Genomic DNA, 16174 nt, shown 5'->3' with positions numbered 1-16174 from the left:
CCGCGGCCCTTTTTCATGGTTAGGCCCTGAGACGATCGACACAGATGACGGGCACGGTCTCGCAGCGTTGTCCAAAGCCCGTCATGTTCGTCGAACCCAGCGCCTGATGACGCGACCCGCGTCCGACGACAGACAATTTTCGCAGTTCCGGCGATACGGGGCGCCGCCTCTCTTGCTTGGGATAGATTTTTCGTCTGTCCTGCCCGCCTGTTCGAGAGTCGGGGTTTTTCATGATGGGATGGCGTCACACGGCTGCGGCCGTAAGCTTGCTCGCGCTGGGTCTTTCGGCCTGCGCGACCACGAGCGGAGCCGGCGCCAAGCCCGGCGGAACGACGGCCAAGCCGGCCGAAAAAGTTGAGAACAAGCCGTTGCCCAAGGGGCTGGACGGCTCGACCTCCTCGGGCTTCCCATCGACCTACATGCCCCTGCCCTCGCGGGCCACGGCGATCGTCGGCGCGACGGTGCTGACGGCGACCGGCCAGCAGATCGAGAACGGCGTCGTGTTCGTCTCCGGCGGCAAGATCATCTCGGTCGGCGGCCCTGAAACGCCGATCCCGGCCGATGTCGCGGTCATTGACGCCAAGGGCAAATGGCTGACCCCCGGCATCATCGACGCCCACAGCCACCTGGGCGTCTATCCCTCGCCTGGCGTCCAGGCCAGGTCGGATGGCAACGAAGCGACCGATCCCAATACCTCACAGGTCTGGTCCGAGCACTCTGTCTGGCCTCAGGATCCCGGCTTCAACCGGGCGCGGGCCGGCGGCGTGACCACGCTGCAGATCCTTCCCGGCTCGGCCAACCTGTTTGGCGGTCGCTCGGTGACGCTGAAAAACGTGCCCTCGACCACCATGCAGGGCATGAAATTTCCCGGCGCGCCCTACGGCCTGAAAATGGCCTGCGGCGAGAACCCCAAGCGCGTGTATGGCAGCAAGAGCCGCGCGCCGGCGACAGCGATGGGCAACGTGGCCGGCTTCCGCGCGGCCTGGATCGACGCCGCCGACTACGCCCGCAAATGGGACGACTATCGCGGAAAGAAAGAGAAGGGCGAGAAGGCTGATCCGCCCAAGCGCGACCTGAAGCTCGAGACCCTGGCTGGTGTTCTGAAGGGCGAGATCCTGGTCCAGAACCACTGCTATCGCGGCGACGAAATGGCGGTGATGATCGATATCGCCAGGGAGTTTGGCTACAAGATCACGATGTTCCACCACGCCATCGAGTCCTACAAGGTGGGCGCTCTGCTGGCCAAGGAAGACATCTGCTCGGCCACCTGGGCGTCGTGGACCGGCTTCAAGATGGAAAGCCTGGACGGCATCGATTCCAATGCCGCCATCCTCTGGAAGGCCGGCGCCTGCGTCGTCATCCACTCCGACGATCCGATCATGACCCAGCGCCTGAACCAGGAAGCGGCCCTCGCCATGACGGCCGGCAACCGTCTTGGCTACGGCATCACGCGCGCCGAGGCGATCAAGTGGATCACCGCCAATCCGGCCAAGGCCATGGGCATCGGTGACAAGACCGGCGCGATCGAGCCCGGCAAGGCCGCCGACCTGGTGCTGTGGAGCCGCGATCCGTTCAGCGTCTATGCCCTGGCCGAGAAGGTCTATGTCGACGGCGCCCTGACATATGATCGTCATGATCCTCGCTACCAGCCCAAGTCCGACTTCGAGCTTGGCCAAACCGGCCAGGGAGCGTTCAACTGATGATCCGGTCCTTCCTCCTGACAGGCGCCGCCTTCGCGGCCCTGGCCGCCCCGGCCACGGCCCAGACCATCGCCATCACCAACGCCCGGCTTGAGCCGATCAGCGGACCGGCCATCGCCTCGGGCACGATCGTCCTGCGGGACGGCAAGATCGTCGCTCTGGGCGCGGGCGTCACCGCTCCAGCCGGGGCGACCGTCATTGACGCCAAGGGCGGGGTAGTTACCCCCGGCCTGATCGCGCCGTCGTCCAACCTGACCGCCTCCGAGATCGGCGGCGTCAAGGAGACCCGCGACGACGGCACCGGCACGGCGCTGTCGGCGGCCTTCGACATCGCCTACAGCGTTAATCCGGCCTCGCCGATGATAGGCCTGGCCCGCGACGGCGGCGTTACCGCCTCGGCCGTGACCCCCGTGCTGTCGGGAACCGGCGGCGGCGCTCACGAGCATGCCGACGACGGTGTCGTGGAGGAGATGACGGCCGGCGCTTCCGGTTCGGGCGATCCGCCCCTGTTCGGCGGCCAGGCGGCGTTCGTCCGTCTGCAGGCCGGCGATCCGGATGTTGTTGAGGCCTCCAGGCTGGCCGTCACGGTCTCGCTGGGCGAATCCGGGGCCCGCGCGGCCGGCGGTTCGCGCGGCGCCGTGATCGTGCTGATCAAGTCGGCCCTGGAAGACGCCCGCGCCTTCGCCCGCAACCGCGCCGCCTTCGAACAGGGCGCGACCCGCGACTACGGCCTCTCGCGTCTGGACCTCCAGGCCCTGGTCCCGGTCGTGCAGGGCAAGACCCCGCTACTGGTCCGCGTCCACCGCGCTTCCGACATCCGCCTGGCGCTCAAGCTGGCGGCCGAGGAGAAGATCAAGATCATCCTGGAAGGCGCCGAGGAAGGCTGGGTCGTGGCGGCCGAGATCGCCAAGGCCGGCGTTCCCGTGATCATCGACACCCAGGCCGACCTGCCCGACAGCTTCGAGACCCTGGGCGCGCGCCTCGACAACGCCGCCCGGCTCAATGCCGCCGGCGTCATGGTGGCGATCAACGGCGCGCGGGACTTCAACAACCTGCGTCAGGAACGCCTCAACGCCGGCCTCGCGGTGGCCAACGGCCTGCCCTACGCGGCAGGCCTGGCCTCGGTGACGCTGAACCCCGCGAAGATCTGGGGCATGGACGGCAAGATCGGCTCGCTTGAAGTTGGCAAGGCCGCCGACATCGTCCTGTGGACCGGTGATCCTCTGGAAACCACCAGCTGGGCCGACAAGGTGTTCATCGCCGGCGTCGAGCAGCCGAAGGACAGCCGCCAGACCCAGCTGCGCGACCGCTATGCGGCGCCCGACAACGGCCTGCCGGTGGCTTACCGCTAGGGACTGTAAGGGTCCTCCCCCTGAAACGGGGGAGGACTTCCCTCCCCAACGATTTCGCCACCCGCGACGACACGCCTCTTTTCACCGGACTCCTGGAAGCCCATACGGGGCTTCCACAGAATCGACGCATGTTCCCGTAATGTCCGCCAAAGACGACCTGCCCCCGCTTTCCCTGTTCGACGACGCCCTGGCGCCGCCGCCCGCCGCGCCGCTGCCGGCCCGGGAGCCTCATGTCGAGGCCCCTGCTCGCGCCGCCGCGCCGCCGCCGCCATCGGCCAGCCCGGCGTCGGCCCTGTCCTCGAGCGGCTATACCGCCAGCGACATCGAGGTGCTGGAAGGCCTGGAGCCGGTGCGCAAGCGGCCCGGCATGTACATCGGCGGCACCGACGAGCGGGCGCTGCACCACCTGTTCGCCGAGGTGCTGGACAACTCGATGGACGAGGCCGTAGCCGGCTTCGCTAAGACCATCGAGGTCAAGCTCGACGCCGACGGCTTCCTGTCGGTCAAGGACGACGGCCGGGGCATGCCGGTCGACCCGCACCCCAAGCACCCCGGCAAGTCGGCGCTGGAGGTCATCATGACCGTCCTGCACGCCGGCGGTAAGTTCAGCGGCAAGGCCTATGAGACCTCCGGCGGCCTGCACGGCGTCGGCGCCAGCGTCGTCAACGCCCTGTCGGAGCTGGTCGAGGTCACCGTCTGGCGTGACGGGTTCGAGCACCTGCAGACCTTTTCGCGCGGCAAGCCGCTGGGTCCGGTCGAGAAGATCGGCCCCAGCAAGAAGCGCGGCACCATGGTGCGCTTCAAGCCCGACGACGAGATCTTCGGCGAAGGAACCAATTTCAAGCCGGCGCGCCTCTACCGCATGGCTCGCTCCAAGGCCTATCTGTTCCGCGGCGTGCAGATCAAATGGTCCTGCGCCGCTGAGCGCATTCAGGACCAGACCCCTGCCGAGGCCGTCTTCCACTTCCCCAACGGCCTGGCCGACTTCCTGGCCGAGCGCACCAAGGGCCTGGAAACCGTCACCCCCGAAAGCTTCGCTGGCCGCATCGAGCGCCAGGGCGAGGCCGGCGCGGTCGAATGGGCCATCGCCTGGACCCCGCGTGGTTTCGGCGAGCATGACGGCTTCATGCAGTCCTACTGCAACACCGTGCCCACCCCCGAGGGCGGCACCCATGAGAGCGGCCTGCGCGCCGCCCTGACCCGGGGCCTCAAGGCCTATGCCGAACTCAAGGGCGAGAAGCGGGCGGCGATCATCACCGCCGACGACGTCATCGCCCAGGCCGGCGCCCTGATCTCGGTGTTCATCCGCAACCCGGAATTCCAGGGTCAGACCAAGGAAAAACTGTCCTCCTCCGAAGCCCAGCGCTTCGTGGAAGCGGCGCTTCGCGACCCGTTCGACCACTGGCTGACCGCCTCGCCCAAGAGCGCCCAGGCCCTGCTTGATTTCGTCGTCGAGCGCGCCGAGGAACGCCTCAAGCGCCGCAAGGACAAGGAAGTCTCCCGCGCCTCGGCGACCCGCAAGCTGCGCCTGCCCGGCAAGCTGGCCGACTGCGCCGGCGGCGCGGTTGACGGCGCCGAGCTGTTCATCGTCGAAGGCGACAGCGCCGGTGGCTCGGCCAAACAGGCCCGCAACCGCAAGAACCAGGCGATCCTGCCCCTGCGTGGCAAGATCCTCAATGTCGCCTCGGCCACCGGCGAGAAGATGAGCGCCAACAAGGAGCTGTCGGACCTGATGCTGGCCCTGGGCGCCCAGGGCGGCAACAAGTATCGCGAGGAAGATCTGCGCTACGAGCGGATCATCATCATGACCGACGCCGACGTCGACGGCGCCCACATCGCCTCGCTGCTGATCACCTTCTTCTACCGCACCATGCCCGAGCTGATCCGGGGCGGGCACCTGTTCCTGGCCCTGCCGCCGCTCTACCGCATCAGCCACGGCGGCAAGAGCGCCTATGCCCGCGACGACGCCCACAAGGACGAGCTGCTGGCCACGATGTTCAAGGGCAAGAAGCCCGAGATCGGCCGCTTCAAGGGCCTGGGCGAGATGATGGCCGCCCAGCTGAAGGAAACCACCATGGACCCCGCCGTTCGCACCCTGGCGCGGGTGACCCTGCCGCGTTCGGAAGAAGCGGTTGAGTCGCTGGTCGAGACCCTGATGGGGCGCAAGCCCGAGCTGCGGTTCCGGTTCATCCAGGAGAACGCCGAGTTCGCAGTGGCGGATCTGGACGTCTGATCGAGATCCTCCCCCTCCGGGGGAGGTGGCCTGAAGGGCCGGAGGGGGGCAGCTTGGCCTAAGCCGCATGAGCCCCCTCAGTCGCTCCGCGACAGCTCCCCCAGAGGGGGAGCCGCTACGAGGTCGCACCGGCCTGAAAGCCTTGTCTGGCAATGCCGTGCGCCGCTGCCGACAGGTCTATCGACTCCTCATCTGGCGCCGCGCGCCACCTTCTCCCGCAAGGGGAGAAGGATCATTGATCCCCGTGGTCACATGCTGACCATCGCGGCTTGTCCAGGACTGGCCGTCCGCCGGCCGATGCGCCGCAGTTGACTCCAAAGTTTACTAGCGTAATTCTCCAGCGATCTTACGATCGTAAACCGGAGGAGATATCCATGCGCCCTGTCGTTCTTTCAGCCGCCGCGCTGCTGCTGCTCGCCACGCCCGCCCTCGCCGCCGACCGCCTGACCGTGGGCGACGTATTCGGAAACGCCGCCGCGCCGGTGCAGTTGATCATCCTGCTGCTGGCGGCCGCCTTCGTCGCCGCACCCGTGCTGCTTGCCCTGCGTCGTCCGGCTGCCCTCTCGGCCCTGGCCAAGGGCGCGCCGCTGCTGGCGGGTGCGGCCGCCCTGTTCACCCTGCTGGCCGGCGCCGTCGGGATCGCCAACAGCCCGGTCGTTCCGTCGCTGACGGTGCTAGCGCCGGGGTTGGCTGAAATGCTGTTCCTGATGGTCCTGGGCCTGCTGGCGACCTTCTCGGCCGTGGTCTGCCGTGAACTGGCCAAGCCGCGTTCGCACGGCCTCACCGCCGCAGAATAGACGTCGAAAGGGCGCGGGGCGGCTCGGTTCCGCGCTCGCGCCCTGCCCTCGCCCCTGCGGCGAATCCGCCGCACACGGTGGGAATTTCCGGGGCGCCCTTGCAATCCCGACCAATTTAGCCTCCTAAAGCGGCCCGCAGACCCCTTTTCGCCCGCGCCTCATCGGCAAGGCGGCCAAAAGGGTCTATATTTCACGAGATAAGACCAAGAACACGGTCCATTTGGGGGTCGTATTTGGTCGTGGCGCGGGCCGCACGTGTGTGTGTGCCGTCCGCTTGAACCGAATTGGACCTATATGCCCTTCCCCGCCTCCCACCCCGCTCTTGAGCGGGCACTAGCTGCTCAGGGTTATGCTGAGCCCACCCCCGTCCAGGCTGCTGTCCTGGAAGAAGAAGCCGTCGGCCGCGACCTGCTGGTCAGCGCCCAGACCGGCTCGGGCAAGACCGTGGCCTTCGGCCTGGCCGCCGCCACCACCCTGCTGGGCGACGCCGAAAAGTTCTCCAAGGCCGGCCCGCCGATGTGCCTGGTCATCGCCCCGACCCGCGAACTGGCCATCCAGGTCAATCGCGAGCTGACGTGGCTGTACGCCGACGCCGGCGCCGTGGTCGTCAACTGCGTGGGCGGCATGGATGCGCGCCGCGAGCAGCGTGCCCTGAACTGGGGCGCCCACATCGTGGTCGGCACCCCCGGCCGTCTGCGCGACCACATCGAGCGCGGCCACCTGGACCTGTCTGAGCTGAAGGTCGCCGTCCTCGACGAGGCCGACGAGATGCTCGACATGGGCTTCCGCGAAGACCTGGAATTCATCCTCGACGCCGCCCCGGCCGAGCGCCGCACCCTGCTGTTCTCCGCCACCCTGGCGCGCGAGATCGTGCAGCTGGCCAAAAGCTATCAGAACGACGCCCTGCGCATCGACACCGTCGGCCGCAACGAACCGCACCGCGATATCGAATATCGCGCCGTGCGGGTCGCGCCCAACGAGATCGAGCACGCGATCGTCAACCTGTTGCGCTATTTCGAAAGCCCCGGCGCCCTGGTGTTCTGCAACACCCGCGAAAGCGTCCGCGCCATGCACAGCAAGCTGCGCGAGCGCGGCTTCGCCGTGGTCGGCCTGTCGGGCGAGCTGTCGCAACGTGAACGCGCCGACGCCCTGCAAGCCCTGCGCGACGGCCATGCCCGCGTCTGCGTCGCAACCGACGTCGCCGCGCGCGGTCTCGACCTGCCAGACCTCGGCCTGGTCATCCACGCCGAACTGCCGGTCAACAAGGCCACCCTGCTGCACCGTTCGGGCCGCACCGGCCGGGCCGGCAAGAAGGGCGTCAGCGCCCTGGTCGTGCCCTACACCCGTCGCCGCAAGGCCGAGCAGCTGCTGATGGCCGCCGGCGTCGAAGGCCATTGGGGCGGCGCCCCGACCGCCGACGAGATCCGCGTCAAGGACACCGAACGCCTGCTGGACGATCCGATCTTCTCCGAGGTCTCGACCGAGGAAGACGCGGCCCTGGCTGAAGTGATGCTGGAAAAGCGCACGCCGCTGGAACTGGCCTCGGCCCTGATCCGCACCCGCCGCGCCAAGCTGCCGGCCCCCGAAGAAATCTATGACGACCCGCGCCACGGCGCCGATCCGGGCCCGCGCAGCCGCGAGCCGCGTGAATTTGGCGGCGAACAACGCGACTTCGGCGGTGACCGTCCCGAGCGCGAACCGCGCAGCGACATGAACGGCGCCGAGTGGTTCCGTCTCAACACCGGCCGTCGCAACAACGCCGACCCCAAGTGGCTGATCCCGCTGATCTGCCGCCTGGGTCACGTGACCAAGAAGGATATCGGCTCGATCCGGATCTTCGACTACGACACCAAGTTCGAGATCTCGGCCGAAGCGGCGGTAAAGTTCGGCGCGGCGGTTCAAGCCACCGTCCGTGACGACGTCGCCATCACCCCGACGGCGGCTCCGGCCGCGCGCGACAGCGGTCCGCGCAAGGAATATGCGCCGCGTCCGCCTCGCGACGACGACGCGCCGCGTGAATACAAGCCGCGCCCCCCCCGCGACGACGCTCCCCGCGCCCCGCGCGCCAATGCGCCGGGCTCGCGCGACCACACCCCGCGTCCCTCGACCTACGGCGACGACGGCTTCAGCACCGCCAAGCCTTACGGCAAGGGCGAAGAGCCCAAGGGCGACTACAAGGCCCGCCCGCCTCGCGACCGCGACAACGCCGCGCCGCGTGACTTCAAGCCGCGCACCGAGTTCAAGCGCGACGATGCTCCGCGCGACTTCAAGCCGCGCGCGCCGCGTGACGATGCTCCGCGTCCCTACTCGCCGAGCGATTCCGAAGGCGGCGCCAAGCGCGCCTACAAGCCGCGCACCGAAGGCCGCGATGACGGTCCCAAGCGCGACTTCAAGCCCCGCGCGGGCGCAGCGCCCAAGGCGTTTGGCGCGCCCAAGGCGTTCGGCGAAAAGGCTTCGGGTCCGCAGACCACCTATACGCCCAAGCCGCGCGGCGAGGGCCCCGCCAAGCCGTTCAAGGGCCCCAAGCCCTTCAAGGCCAAGAGCTTCGATGGCGGCAAGCCGGCGGGCAAGCCCTTCAAGAAGAAGTAGTTATGGAAAAGGCCTCTCTTCGGAGAGGCCTTTTTCTTTGGTCGCCCTGAGCATTTTCGAGCGAAGCGGACGCCGGTTCGCGTGAAGCAAATGCGTTAAAACAAAGAGCTAGAGCCCCGACCTGACGAAGTCAGGGCGATAGGGCTCTAGACCGCCTGCCCGGCGCTCCAGCCCGACGCCCAGGCCCACTGGAAATTGAAGCCGCCTAGCCAGCCGGTGACATCCACCACCTCGCCGATGAAATAGAGGCCCGGAACCTCCTTGGCCTGCAGGGTGCGCGAGTCCAGGTCATTGGTGTCGACCCCGCCCAGGGTGACTTCCGCCGTGCGGTAGCCTTCCGAGCCGACCGGCTTGAAGGTCCAGGCGTTGACCGCTGCAGCCAGACGACCCAGCACCTTGTCCGAACAGTCGGCGATATTGCCTTGCGCGCCCTCGTCGTCGGAGACGATCTGGGCCACGCGCTGCGGCAACAGGGTGGCCATCACGGTCGAGACCGCCCGGCGCGGCGTGGCGGTGCGCGCCGCCTTCAGGGCGGCCAGGGCGTCGATGCCCGGCGCCATGTCGACCCGGATCTCGTCGCCCTCACGCCAATAGGACGAGATCTGCAGGATCGAGGGCCCCGACAGGCCCCGGTGGGTGAACAGCATGCCTTCCTGGAACTTCGTCTTGCCGTGGGCGACCACGGCGTCCAGGGCCACGCCCGACAGCGGGACCAGGCGTTCCAGCGTCTTGACCTCGAAGGTCAGGGGCACCAGCGCCGGGCGGGTCTCGACAACGCCCACCCCGAACTGTTTGGCGATCTCATAGCCCAGACCCGTCGCGCCCATCTTGGGGATCGACTTGCCGCCGCAGGCCACCACCAGAGACTGGCAGCGCACATTGGCGCCGCTGGACAGGGCCAGCTCATACCCGCTCTCGACCTTGGCGATACGGTCGACGCCGGTTTCCAGCCGCAGTTCGCAGCGCGCGGCCTTCATCTCGGTCAGCAGCATGGTGATGATCTGCATCGCCGAGCCGTCGCAGAACAGCTGACCCAGCGTCTTCTCGTGATAGGCAATAGCGTATTTGTCGACCAGGGCGATGAAGTCGCGCGGCCGATAGCGGCGCAGGGCCGAGACACAGAACTTGGGATTGGCCGACAGGAAATTGGCCGCCGTGGCGTGGATGTTGGTGAAGTTGCACCGTCCGCCGCCGCTGATGCGGATCTTCTCGCCGGGGGCCTTGGCATGATCGACGACCAGCACGGAACGCCCGCGCTTGCCCGCCTCGATCGCGCACATCATGCCGGCAGCGCCGGCTCCGATCACCAAGACATCGAACTGTTCCATCGCGTCCTTCCATAGGAGCCGCCCGAGGAAGTCAATCAAACGCCGCGCTAACCCTTGAACCCGCGTCTGGCAACGGCTACGAACTCGCCCCCATCCCAGAGCCCGGTTGACCCAATGACGTCCGTCGCTACGCCGACGATCGGCATCGATTTTGGCACCACCAACACCGTCGTCTCAATGACGCACGGCGACGGCTCCGCGCGCCTGGTGCGGTTCCCGACCGGCGAAGGCGACCTGTTCGCGTTCCGCTCGGCGCTGAGCTTTCACACCCTGCAGGGCGACGACGGCAGGCCCAATGAGCGGGTGGTCGAGGCCGGGCCCTGGGCGATCGAGGCCTATCTGGAGGATCCGCTGGAAACGCGGTTCATTCAGTCGTTCAAGAGCTTTGCCGCCAGCGCCGCCTTCACCGAGACCCGCATCCTCAACAAGCGCTATCTGTTCGAGGACCTGCTGGCCGCCTTCCTGCTGAAGGTGCGCGAGCACGCGGGCGAGGCCATGGCCAAGCTGCCGCCGCGCGTCATCGTCGGCCGACCCGTCACCTTCGCCGGTGGCAATCCTGATGAGACCCTGGCCCTGCAGCGCTATGAGGCGGCCTTCGCGCGCCTGGGCTTCACCGATATTCGCTATGCCTATGAGCCGGTCGGCGCGGCCTTCTTCTTCGCGCGCCAGCTGAAGCAGGACGCCACCGTGCTGGTCGCCGACTTCGGCGGCGGCACCAGCGACTTCTCCCTTGTCCGCTTCGAGCGCGAGGCCGACGGCACGCTGCGCTCGACCCCGCTTAGCCATTCCGGCGTGGGCGTGGCTGGCGACGCCTTCGACTACCGGATCATCGACCAGCTGGTCTCGCCGGCCCTGGGCAAGGGCTCGCTGTACAAGGCCTTCGACAACCGCCTGCCGATCCCGCAGCGCTACTACACCGCCTTCGCCCGCTGGGATCAGCTGGCCCTGCTGCGAGCTTCGCGCGACATGCGCGACATCCGATCGCTGGAAAAGACGGCGATGGAACCCGAGAAGATCAGCCGCCTGATCGAGGTGCTGGACGACAATCACGGCTACGCCCTCTATCGCTCGGTCTCGGCCCTGAAGGAGGCGCTGTCGGCCCACGAACGGGCCACCTTCCGCTTCGAGGCCGGTACGATCCTGATCGAACATGAGGTTGAACGGACCACCTTCGAGGGCTGGATCGCCCCGGAGCTGACAGCGATCGAAAAGGCGGTCGACCAGGCCCTGGCTCGCGCCAACCTCGCGCCCGACCAGGTGGACCGCGTGTTCCTGACCGGCGGCAGTTCGTTCGTGCCGGCGGTGCGCGACATCTTCCACCGCCGGTTCCCCGCCGACCGCATCGAGAGCGGCGGAGAGTTCGAGTCGATCGCCTCGGGCCTGGCCCTGATTGCCCGTGAGACCGACCTCGACCTCTGGACCATGCAAGCGACCGCCAGACCAGCCGCCTGACGCGGCAGACCGGCCGTCAATCAAGGATTGGGCTGGTCTGTTTTGTCACGTGGACCGAATCTCGCTTTCCACCTAGCCTGATGGTTAAGCATTTCGAAACGAGGTCGGGGTCGAAGCAAGGGCCGCCTCAAGCCTTCGGTCAGGACGAGCCCTTTGCCGATCTCATATCTCTCGGCCGCGCAGATCGCAGCGCTCCCGACGACGATCATTGACGATCTGTCGACGACCAAGCTCGCCACGCTCAGCAGCACCCAGGTCGGGGCGATCAGCGCCTCGGCAGTGGCCGTGCTCGACGCCACCCAGGTCGAAGCCCTCTCCGCCACCCAGGTCAAGGGCCTGTCGGCGACCCAGATTCCCAGCTTCGGCGCGGGCGTGGCCTTCAACGCCCAGCAGCTGGCGGCCTTCAGCGGCGAACTGGTCGGGGCCTTGACCTCGACCCAGCTGGCCAGCCTGGACGCTGCGAAGCTGGACGTGTTCACCGCCACCCAGGTCGGCGCCCTGTCGGCCAGCAGCTTCTCAGGCCTGAACGCCACCCAGGTCGCCTCGCTGGACGTGACCCAGCTGACCGGCCTGACGGCCAGCCAGATGGCGGGCCTCAGCACAACCGATATTGGCGAGCTGGCCGCCAGCCAGATCGGCGGTCTCGCGGCCAGCCAGATCGGCGCCCTGGAGGCCGTCGCCATCGCCGCCTTCGCCGCCGCGCAGCTGGCCGCCCTGTCGACGACCCAGATTGGCGGCATGACCGCCAGCCAGATCGGCGCTCTGAGCGCGCCGCAGCTGGACGGGATGGCGACCACCCAGATCAGCGCCCTGTCCGCCGCCCAGGTCTCCGGCCTGAGCGGGACCCAGGTCTCGAGCCTGTCCGACACCCAGGTCGGCGCCCTGAACGCCACCCAGCTGGGCGGGCTCAACGCCACCGGCCTCTCGACCCTGACGGCAACCCAGGTGGCAGGCTTCAGCGCCAGCCAGATCGCCGGCCTGACGACCACCCAGATCGGAAGCTTGAGCGCCACCGACTTCGCCGAGCTGTCGGCGACCCAGGTTGGCGGACTGACGGCTTCGCAGCTGGGCGCCCTGTCGACGACCAACCTTAATGCCCTGACCAGCACCCAGATCGGAGCGCTCAGCAGCACCCAGTTCGCGGGTCTGACCGCAACCCAGTTGGGCGGCCTGGGCTCTGGCGATTTCGCCGAACTGTCGATGACCCAGATCGCCGATCTGACGGCGAGCCAGGTCAGCGGGATCTCGACCGGCAACATCTCCGGCTTCAACGCCACCCAGGTCCAGGGCCTGTCCGCAACCCAGCTGGGCGGCCTGACCTCCACCCAGCTCGGCGGCTTGAGCACGACCGATATCGGGGAGTTCTCGGCCACCCAGATCGGCGCCCTTGCCGCCTCGCAGATCGGCGCCCTGTCGGTGACCAACCTGGCGGCGCTGGACACCACCCAGATCAGCTCGATCAGCGCCACGGCGATGCGCGGCCTGACGGCCTATCAGGTGCGGAGCCTGACCCTGGACGACTTCAATGGCCTGAACGGCACGCAGATCGGCGCCCTGACCGCTACCCAGGTCTCGGCCCTGTCGACCACGGTGATCGGCGGGCTGACCACGACCCAGGTCGGCTATCTGACCCCGAGCCAGGTCCCCGGCCTGACGGTCACCCAACTGGACTGGCTCTCGGCGACCAATATCGCCGCGATGAGCCCGCTACAGGTCGGGGCCTTCACCCCGGCCCAGGTGGATAGCCTGTAGAACCCCGCCCCTTGGCGCCCAGCGCCGAGGTCAGGAAGGCCGTCAGCGCCTCGACCCGGGCTGGCCGGGGGCCGCCAGGCGGCATGACCAGATGCAGCGCGATGAGTGGCGGGGTCCAGTCGGGCATCACCGCTTCCAGCCGGCCATCGGCCAAGGCCGCGCCGGCGATGAAATCCGGCAGCACCGCCAGCCCCTGCCCCGCCAGCAGCGCCGGCATCAGGGCGTCGGCATTGTTGACCCTCAACGGCCCGGCCGGACGCACAGAAGCCTCCTCCCCGGCCGCATTGACGAACCGCCAGGTGTCGGGCGTCGGCAGGTAGGCGTAACCGAGGCAGCAATGCTCGGCCAGGTGGCCGGGATGGGTCGGACGGCCGCGCCGCGCCAGATAGCCGGGCGCGCCAACCACATAGCGCTTCACCGACCGCAGGCGCCGCGCCACCAGCGACGAATCCGGCAGGGCGGCAATGCGCAGCGCGGCGTCGAAGCCCATGCCGACCAGGTCCACCATGGCGTCGCTGAGATGTAGGTCGACCGAGACCTCGGGATAGGCGGCCAGGAATTCCGGCAGGATCGGCGCGACGTCCGACAGGCCAAAAGACATCGGGACCGCCAGACGCACCAGCCCGCGCGGCGCAGCCGACTGGGCCATGGCCGCGTTCTCGGCCGCCTCGCCCTGGACCAGGACGCGCGTCGCCGGCTCGACCAGGCTCTGGCCGGCGTCGGTCAGGGCCAGGCGCCTTGAGGTGCGATTGAACAATCGAGCACCCAGCCGCGTTTCCAGTCGGGTGATGGCCTTGGAGACCGTCGCCTTGGACAGCCCCAGTTCCTCTGCCGCCCCGGCGAAGGACCGTAGCTCCACCACCTTGGCGAAGATCGCCAGGCCCTCGAGATCAGGCAGATTGCTCATTTTGGAAACAATAGGTTTCGATAGTTTCTATTTCGATATCAATGCTGATCGCTATCTTCTCCTCAAGCAAGCGGCGCCGATGTCGGCGCGCTTTTCGAGAACGAGCCCGGCGACCGGGCTCCAGGAGTTAAGGCCATGATCGATCGCAGGAAGTTCGACACACTGGGCGGCGCTGACCACGGTTGGCTGAAGGCCAAGCATCACTTTTCCTTCGCCAGCTACTACGACCCCAGGAACATGAACTGGGGCGCCCTGCGAGTGTGGAACGACGACGAGATCGCCCCCAATACCGGCTTCCCGCCGCACCCGCACTCGGACATGGAGATCATCACCTATGTTCGCAGCGGCGCGATCACTCACCAGGACAATCTGGGCAATACGGGCCGCACCGAAGCGGGCGACGTCCAGGTGATGAGCGCCGGCACCGGCATCCGGCACTCGGAATACAATCTGGAATCCGAAGCCACCCGGATCTTCCAGATCTGGATCGAGCCCAACCGCACGGGCGGCGCGCCGTCCTGGGGCGCCAAGCCTTTCCCCAAGGGCGACCGCTCGGGCAAGTTCGTGACCCTGGCCAGCGGCTTTGACAATGACGGCGACGTTCTGCCGATCCGCACCGACGCCCGCGTTCTGGGCGCCACCCTGAAGGCCGGCGAAAGCACCACCTATGACCTGGGCAAGAGCCGTCACGCCTATCTGGTGCCGGCGGTCGGTTCGGTCACCGTCAACGGCGTTCAACTCGACGCCCGCGACGGCGCGGCCATCACCGGCGAGGATGTGATCACGGTCACCGCCCTCGAAGACGCCGAACTGGTGCTGGTCGACGCCGCCTAAGCGCGGCCGTTTCCTTCAAGACCCAGGCGGGGCGAGACCCCAGGTTTCCCCCGCCCAATTCCCCCAACCCCATCCAAGGAGGCCATCATGGCCAAGGTTCTCGTCCTCTACTATTCGTCCTACGGTCACATCGAGACCATGGCTCAGGCCGTGGCCGATGGCGCCCGCGAAGCCGGCGCGACCGTCGACATCAAGCGCGTCCCGGAGACCGCGCCGCTGGAGGTCGCCAAGGCCGCCCACTTCAAGCTCGACCAGGCCGCCCCCGTCGCCACGGTTGCCGAGCTGGCCGACTATGACGCTGTGATCATCGGCACGGGCACCCGCTTTGGCCGGATGTCGTCGCAGATGGCGGCCTTCCTCGATCAGGCCGGCGGCCTGTGGGCGCGCGGCGCGCTGAACGGCAAGGTTGGCGGCGCCTTCACCTCGACGGCTTCGCAGCACGGTGGTCAGGAAACCACGCTGTTCTCGATCATCACCAACCTGCTGCACTTTGGCATGGTGATCGTCGGCCTCGACTATGGTCATGCCGGCCAGATGAAGATCGACGAAGTCACCGGCGGCAGCCCCTACGGCGCCACCACCATCGCCGGCGGCGACGGCTCGCGTCAGCCCAGCGAGAACGAACTGACCGGCGCCCGCTATCAGGGTCGCAAGATCGCCGAGACCGCGATCAAGCTGCACGGCTAGGCGTCCAGCCTTGTCGTCCCGGATCAGCGCTTTGCGCGCCTGGCCGGGATGACAAGGCTGTTCAGCCTCAAGCGGCTTTCGACATGGAATGGGCCGCCACGGATCCGGGACGGCCCTCCAGGGTCAGCGCCCAGCGACGATGCTGACGGTGATCGTCGAGCCGTTCGGACCGGGCGCGGTCCAGGTGTCACCGACCTTCTTTTCGGCGGTCGGGCTGCAATTGGCGCCCATGCCGGCCGGCGGCGCCGGGTCGGTCTGGGTAAAGCAGGTATTTGCGCCGTCGATCTTCCACGAGCCCTTCATGGTCGAGCCGTCGGGCCCCTTGGTGGTGTACTGGCCGTCGGCGTCGACGAACATCTTCGCCACCGCGCCGTTGGGATAGGTGATCGCGACCGTGTTGCCATAGGCGCTGGCCATCGGATCGGCCAGGGCCGCGCCGCTGAGTCCCAGGGCCAGGACGGCCGTCATCATCAAGGTTCGCATCGTGTTTCTCCCAAGTGTCTAACCCCGTCTTCGCGGGGACGGCGGGAGCTTAACCATGGC

At 67.6% G+C, this 16174-nt stretch carries 12 protein-coding genes; 9 read left to right on the top strand and 3 right to left on the bottom strand.

The window, feature by feature from the left end:
- Positions 1–230: 230 nt before the first annotated feature.
- The 5 genes from ACW176_RS16165 (at position 231) to ACW176_RS16145 (ending at position 8671) form a co-directional block, all read left to right on the top strand.
- A complete protein-coding gene (locus tag ACW176_RS16165) occupies positions 231–1700 on the top strand; it encodes an amidohydrolase (protein ID WP_419316895.1) in 1470 nt (489 codons plus the stop codon).
- Positions 1700–3052, top strand: a complete 1353-nt coding sequence (locus ACW176_RS16160; RefSeq protein ID WP_492109867.1) for an amidohydrolase family protein — start codon at positions 1700–1702, stop codon at positions 3050–3052. The genes ACW176_RS16165 and ACW176_RS16160 overlap by 1 nt, the downstream gene beginning before the upstream one ends.
- Before the next feature lie 139 nt (positions 3053–3191).
- A complete protein-coding gene (parE, locus tag ACW176_RS16155; RefSeq protein WP_419316897.1) occupies positions 3192–5285 on the top strand; it encodes a DNA topoisomerase IV subunit B in 2094 nt (697 codons plus the stop codon).
- A 374-nt stretch (positions 5286–5659) separates the two neighbouring features.
- Complete coding sequence (locus ACW176_RS16150) at positions 5660–6082, top strand: hypothetical protein (protein WP_492109866.1); 423 nt, start codon at positions 5660–5662, stop codon at positions 6080–6082.
- A gap of 294 nt (positions 6083–6376) precedes the next feature.
- Positions 6377–8671, top strand: coding sequence for a DEAD/DEAH box helicase (locus ACW176_RS16145; RefSeq protein ID WP_492109865.1), 2295 nt, complete (start codon positions 6377–6379; stop codon positions 8669–8671).
- Between the two features lie 146 nt (positions 8672–8817).
- Here ACW176_RS16145 and ACW176_RS16140 read toward each other — a convergent pair whose 3' ends face one another.
- Positions 8818–9999: a BaiN/RdsA family NAD(P)/FAD-dependent oxidoreductase gene (locus tag ACW176_RS16140; protein ID WP_492109864.1), complete on the bottom strand. Its 1182-nt coding sequence runs from the start codon at positions 9997–9999 to the stop codon at positions 8818–8820.
- A 114-nt stretch (positions 10000–10113) separates the two neighbouring features.
- Here ACW176_RS16140 and ACW176_RS16135 point away from each other — a divergent pair, with 114 nt between their 5' ends.
- Together ACW176_RS16135 and ACW176_RS16130 are read left to right on the top strand one after the other, a co-directional pair.
- Positions 10114–11451 (top strand): Hsp70 family protein, encoded by a 1338-nt coding sequence (locus ACW176_RS16135; protein ID WP_492109863.1) that lies wholly within the window; start codon positions 10114–10116, stop codon positions 11449–11451.
- A 153-nt stretch (positions 11452–11604) separates the two neighbouring features.
- On the top strand, positions 11605–13203 hold the full coding sequence (locus tag ACW176_RS16130; RefSeq protein ID WP_492109862.1) for a beta strand repeat-containing protein: 1599 nt from the start codon (positions 11605–11607) through the stop codon (positions 13201–13203).
- On the opposite strand, the gene ACW176_RS16125 is transcribed toward ACW176_RS16130, so the two are convergent.
- Complete coding sequence (locus ACW176_RS16125; protein WP_492109861.1) at positions 13175–14110, bottom strand: LysR family transcriptional regulator; 936 nt, start codon at positions 14108–14110, stop codon at positions 13175–13177. The genes ACW176_RS16130 and ACW176_RS16125 overlap by 29 nt on opposite strands.
- A 135-nt stretch (positions 14111–14245) precedes the next feature.
- Here ACW176_RS16125 and ACW176_RS16120 point away from each other — a divergent pair, with 135 nt between their 5' ends.
- Positions 14246–14944 (top strand): pirin family protein, encoded by a 699-nt coding sequence (locus ACW176_RS16120; protein WP_492109860.1) that lies wholly within the window; start codon positions 14246–14248, stop codon positions 14942–14944.
- 87 nt (positions 14945–15031) lie between these two features.
- Positions 15032–15631, top strand: coding sequence for an NAD(P)H:quinone oxidoreductase (wrbA, locus tag ACW176_RS16115; RefSeq protein ID WP_492109859.1), 600 nt, complete (start codon positions 15032–15034; stop codon positions 15629–15631).
- A 123-nt stretch (positions 15632–15754) separates the two neighbouring features.
- On the opposite strand, the gene ACW176_RS16110 is transcribed toward wrbA, so the two are convergent.
- Complete coding sequence (locus tag ACW176_RS16110; protein ID WP_492109858.1) at positions 15755–16114, bottom strand: hypothetical protein; 360 nt, start codon at positions 16112–16114, stop codon at positions 15755–15757.
- Between the last annotated feature and the right edge of the window lie 60 nt (positions 16115–16174).

This window comes from Caulobacter sp. FV1ye13L (genome assembly GCF_058681155.1).
The sequence above is the reverse complement of the archived record's forward strand: the minus strand, read 5'-3'. Positions and strand labels throughout refer to the sequence as shown.

What these genes read in the sequence shown, in the direction of transcription:
- ACW176_RS16125 (WP_492109861.1), bottom strand. Translation starts at nt 14,110, where the DNA reads ATGAGCAATCTGCCTGATCTCGAGGGCCTGGCGATCTTCGCCAAGGTG.
- ACW176_RS16160 (WP_492109867.1), top strand. Translation starts at nt 1,700, where the DNA reads ATGATCCGGTCCTTCCTCCTGACAGGCGCCGCCTTCGCGGCCCTGGCC.
- ACW176_RS16110 (WP_492109858.1), bottom strand. Translation starts at nt 16,114, where the DNA reads ATGCGAACCTTGATGATGACGGCCGTCCTGGCCCTGGGACTCAGCGGC.
- ACW176_RS16135 (WP_492109863.1), top strand. Translation starts at nt 10,114, where the DNA reads ATGACGTCCGTCGCTACGCCGACGATCGGCATCGATTTTGGCACCACC.
- parE (WP_419316897.1), top strand. Translation starts at nt 3,192, where the DNA reads ATGTCCGCCAAAGACGACCTGCCCCCGCTTTCCCTGTTCGACGACGCC.
- ACW176_RS16145 (WP_492109865.1), top strand. Translation starts at nt 6,377, where the DNA reads ATGCCCTTCCCCGCCTCCCACCCCGCTCTTGAGCGGGCACTAGCTGCT.
- ACW176_RS16120 (WP_492109860.1), top strand. Translation starts at nt 14,246, where the DNA reads ATGATCGATCGCAGGAAGTTCGACACACTGGGCGGCGCTGACCACGGT.
- ACW176_RS16150 (WP_492109866.1), top strand. Translation starts at nt 5,660, where the DNA reads ATGCGCCCTGTCGTTCTTTCAGCCGCCGCGCTGCTGCTGCTCGCCACG.
- ACW176_RS16165 (WP_419316895.1), top strand. Translation starts at nt 231, where the DNA reads ATGATGGGATGGCGTCACACGGCTGCGGCCGTAAGCTTGCTCGCGCTG.
- wrbA (WP_492109859.1), top strand. Translation starts at nt 15,032, where the DNA reads ATGGCCAAGGTTCTCGTCCTCTACTATTCGTCCTACGGTCACATCGAG.
- ACW176_RS16140 (WP_492109864.1), bottom strand. Translation starts at nt 9,999, where the DNA reads ATGGAACAGTTCGATGTCTTGGTGATCGGAGCCGGCGCTGCCGGCATG.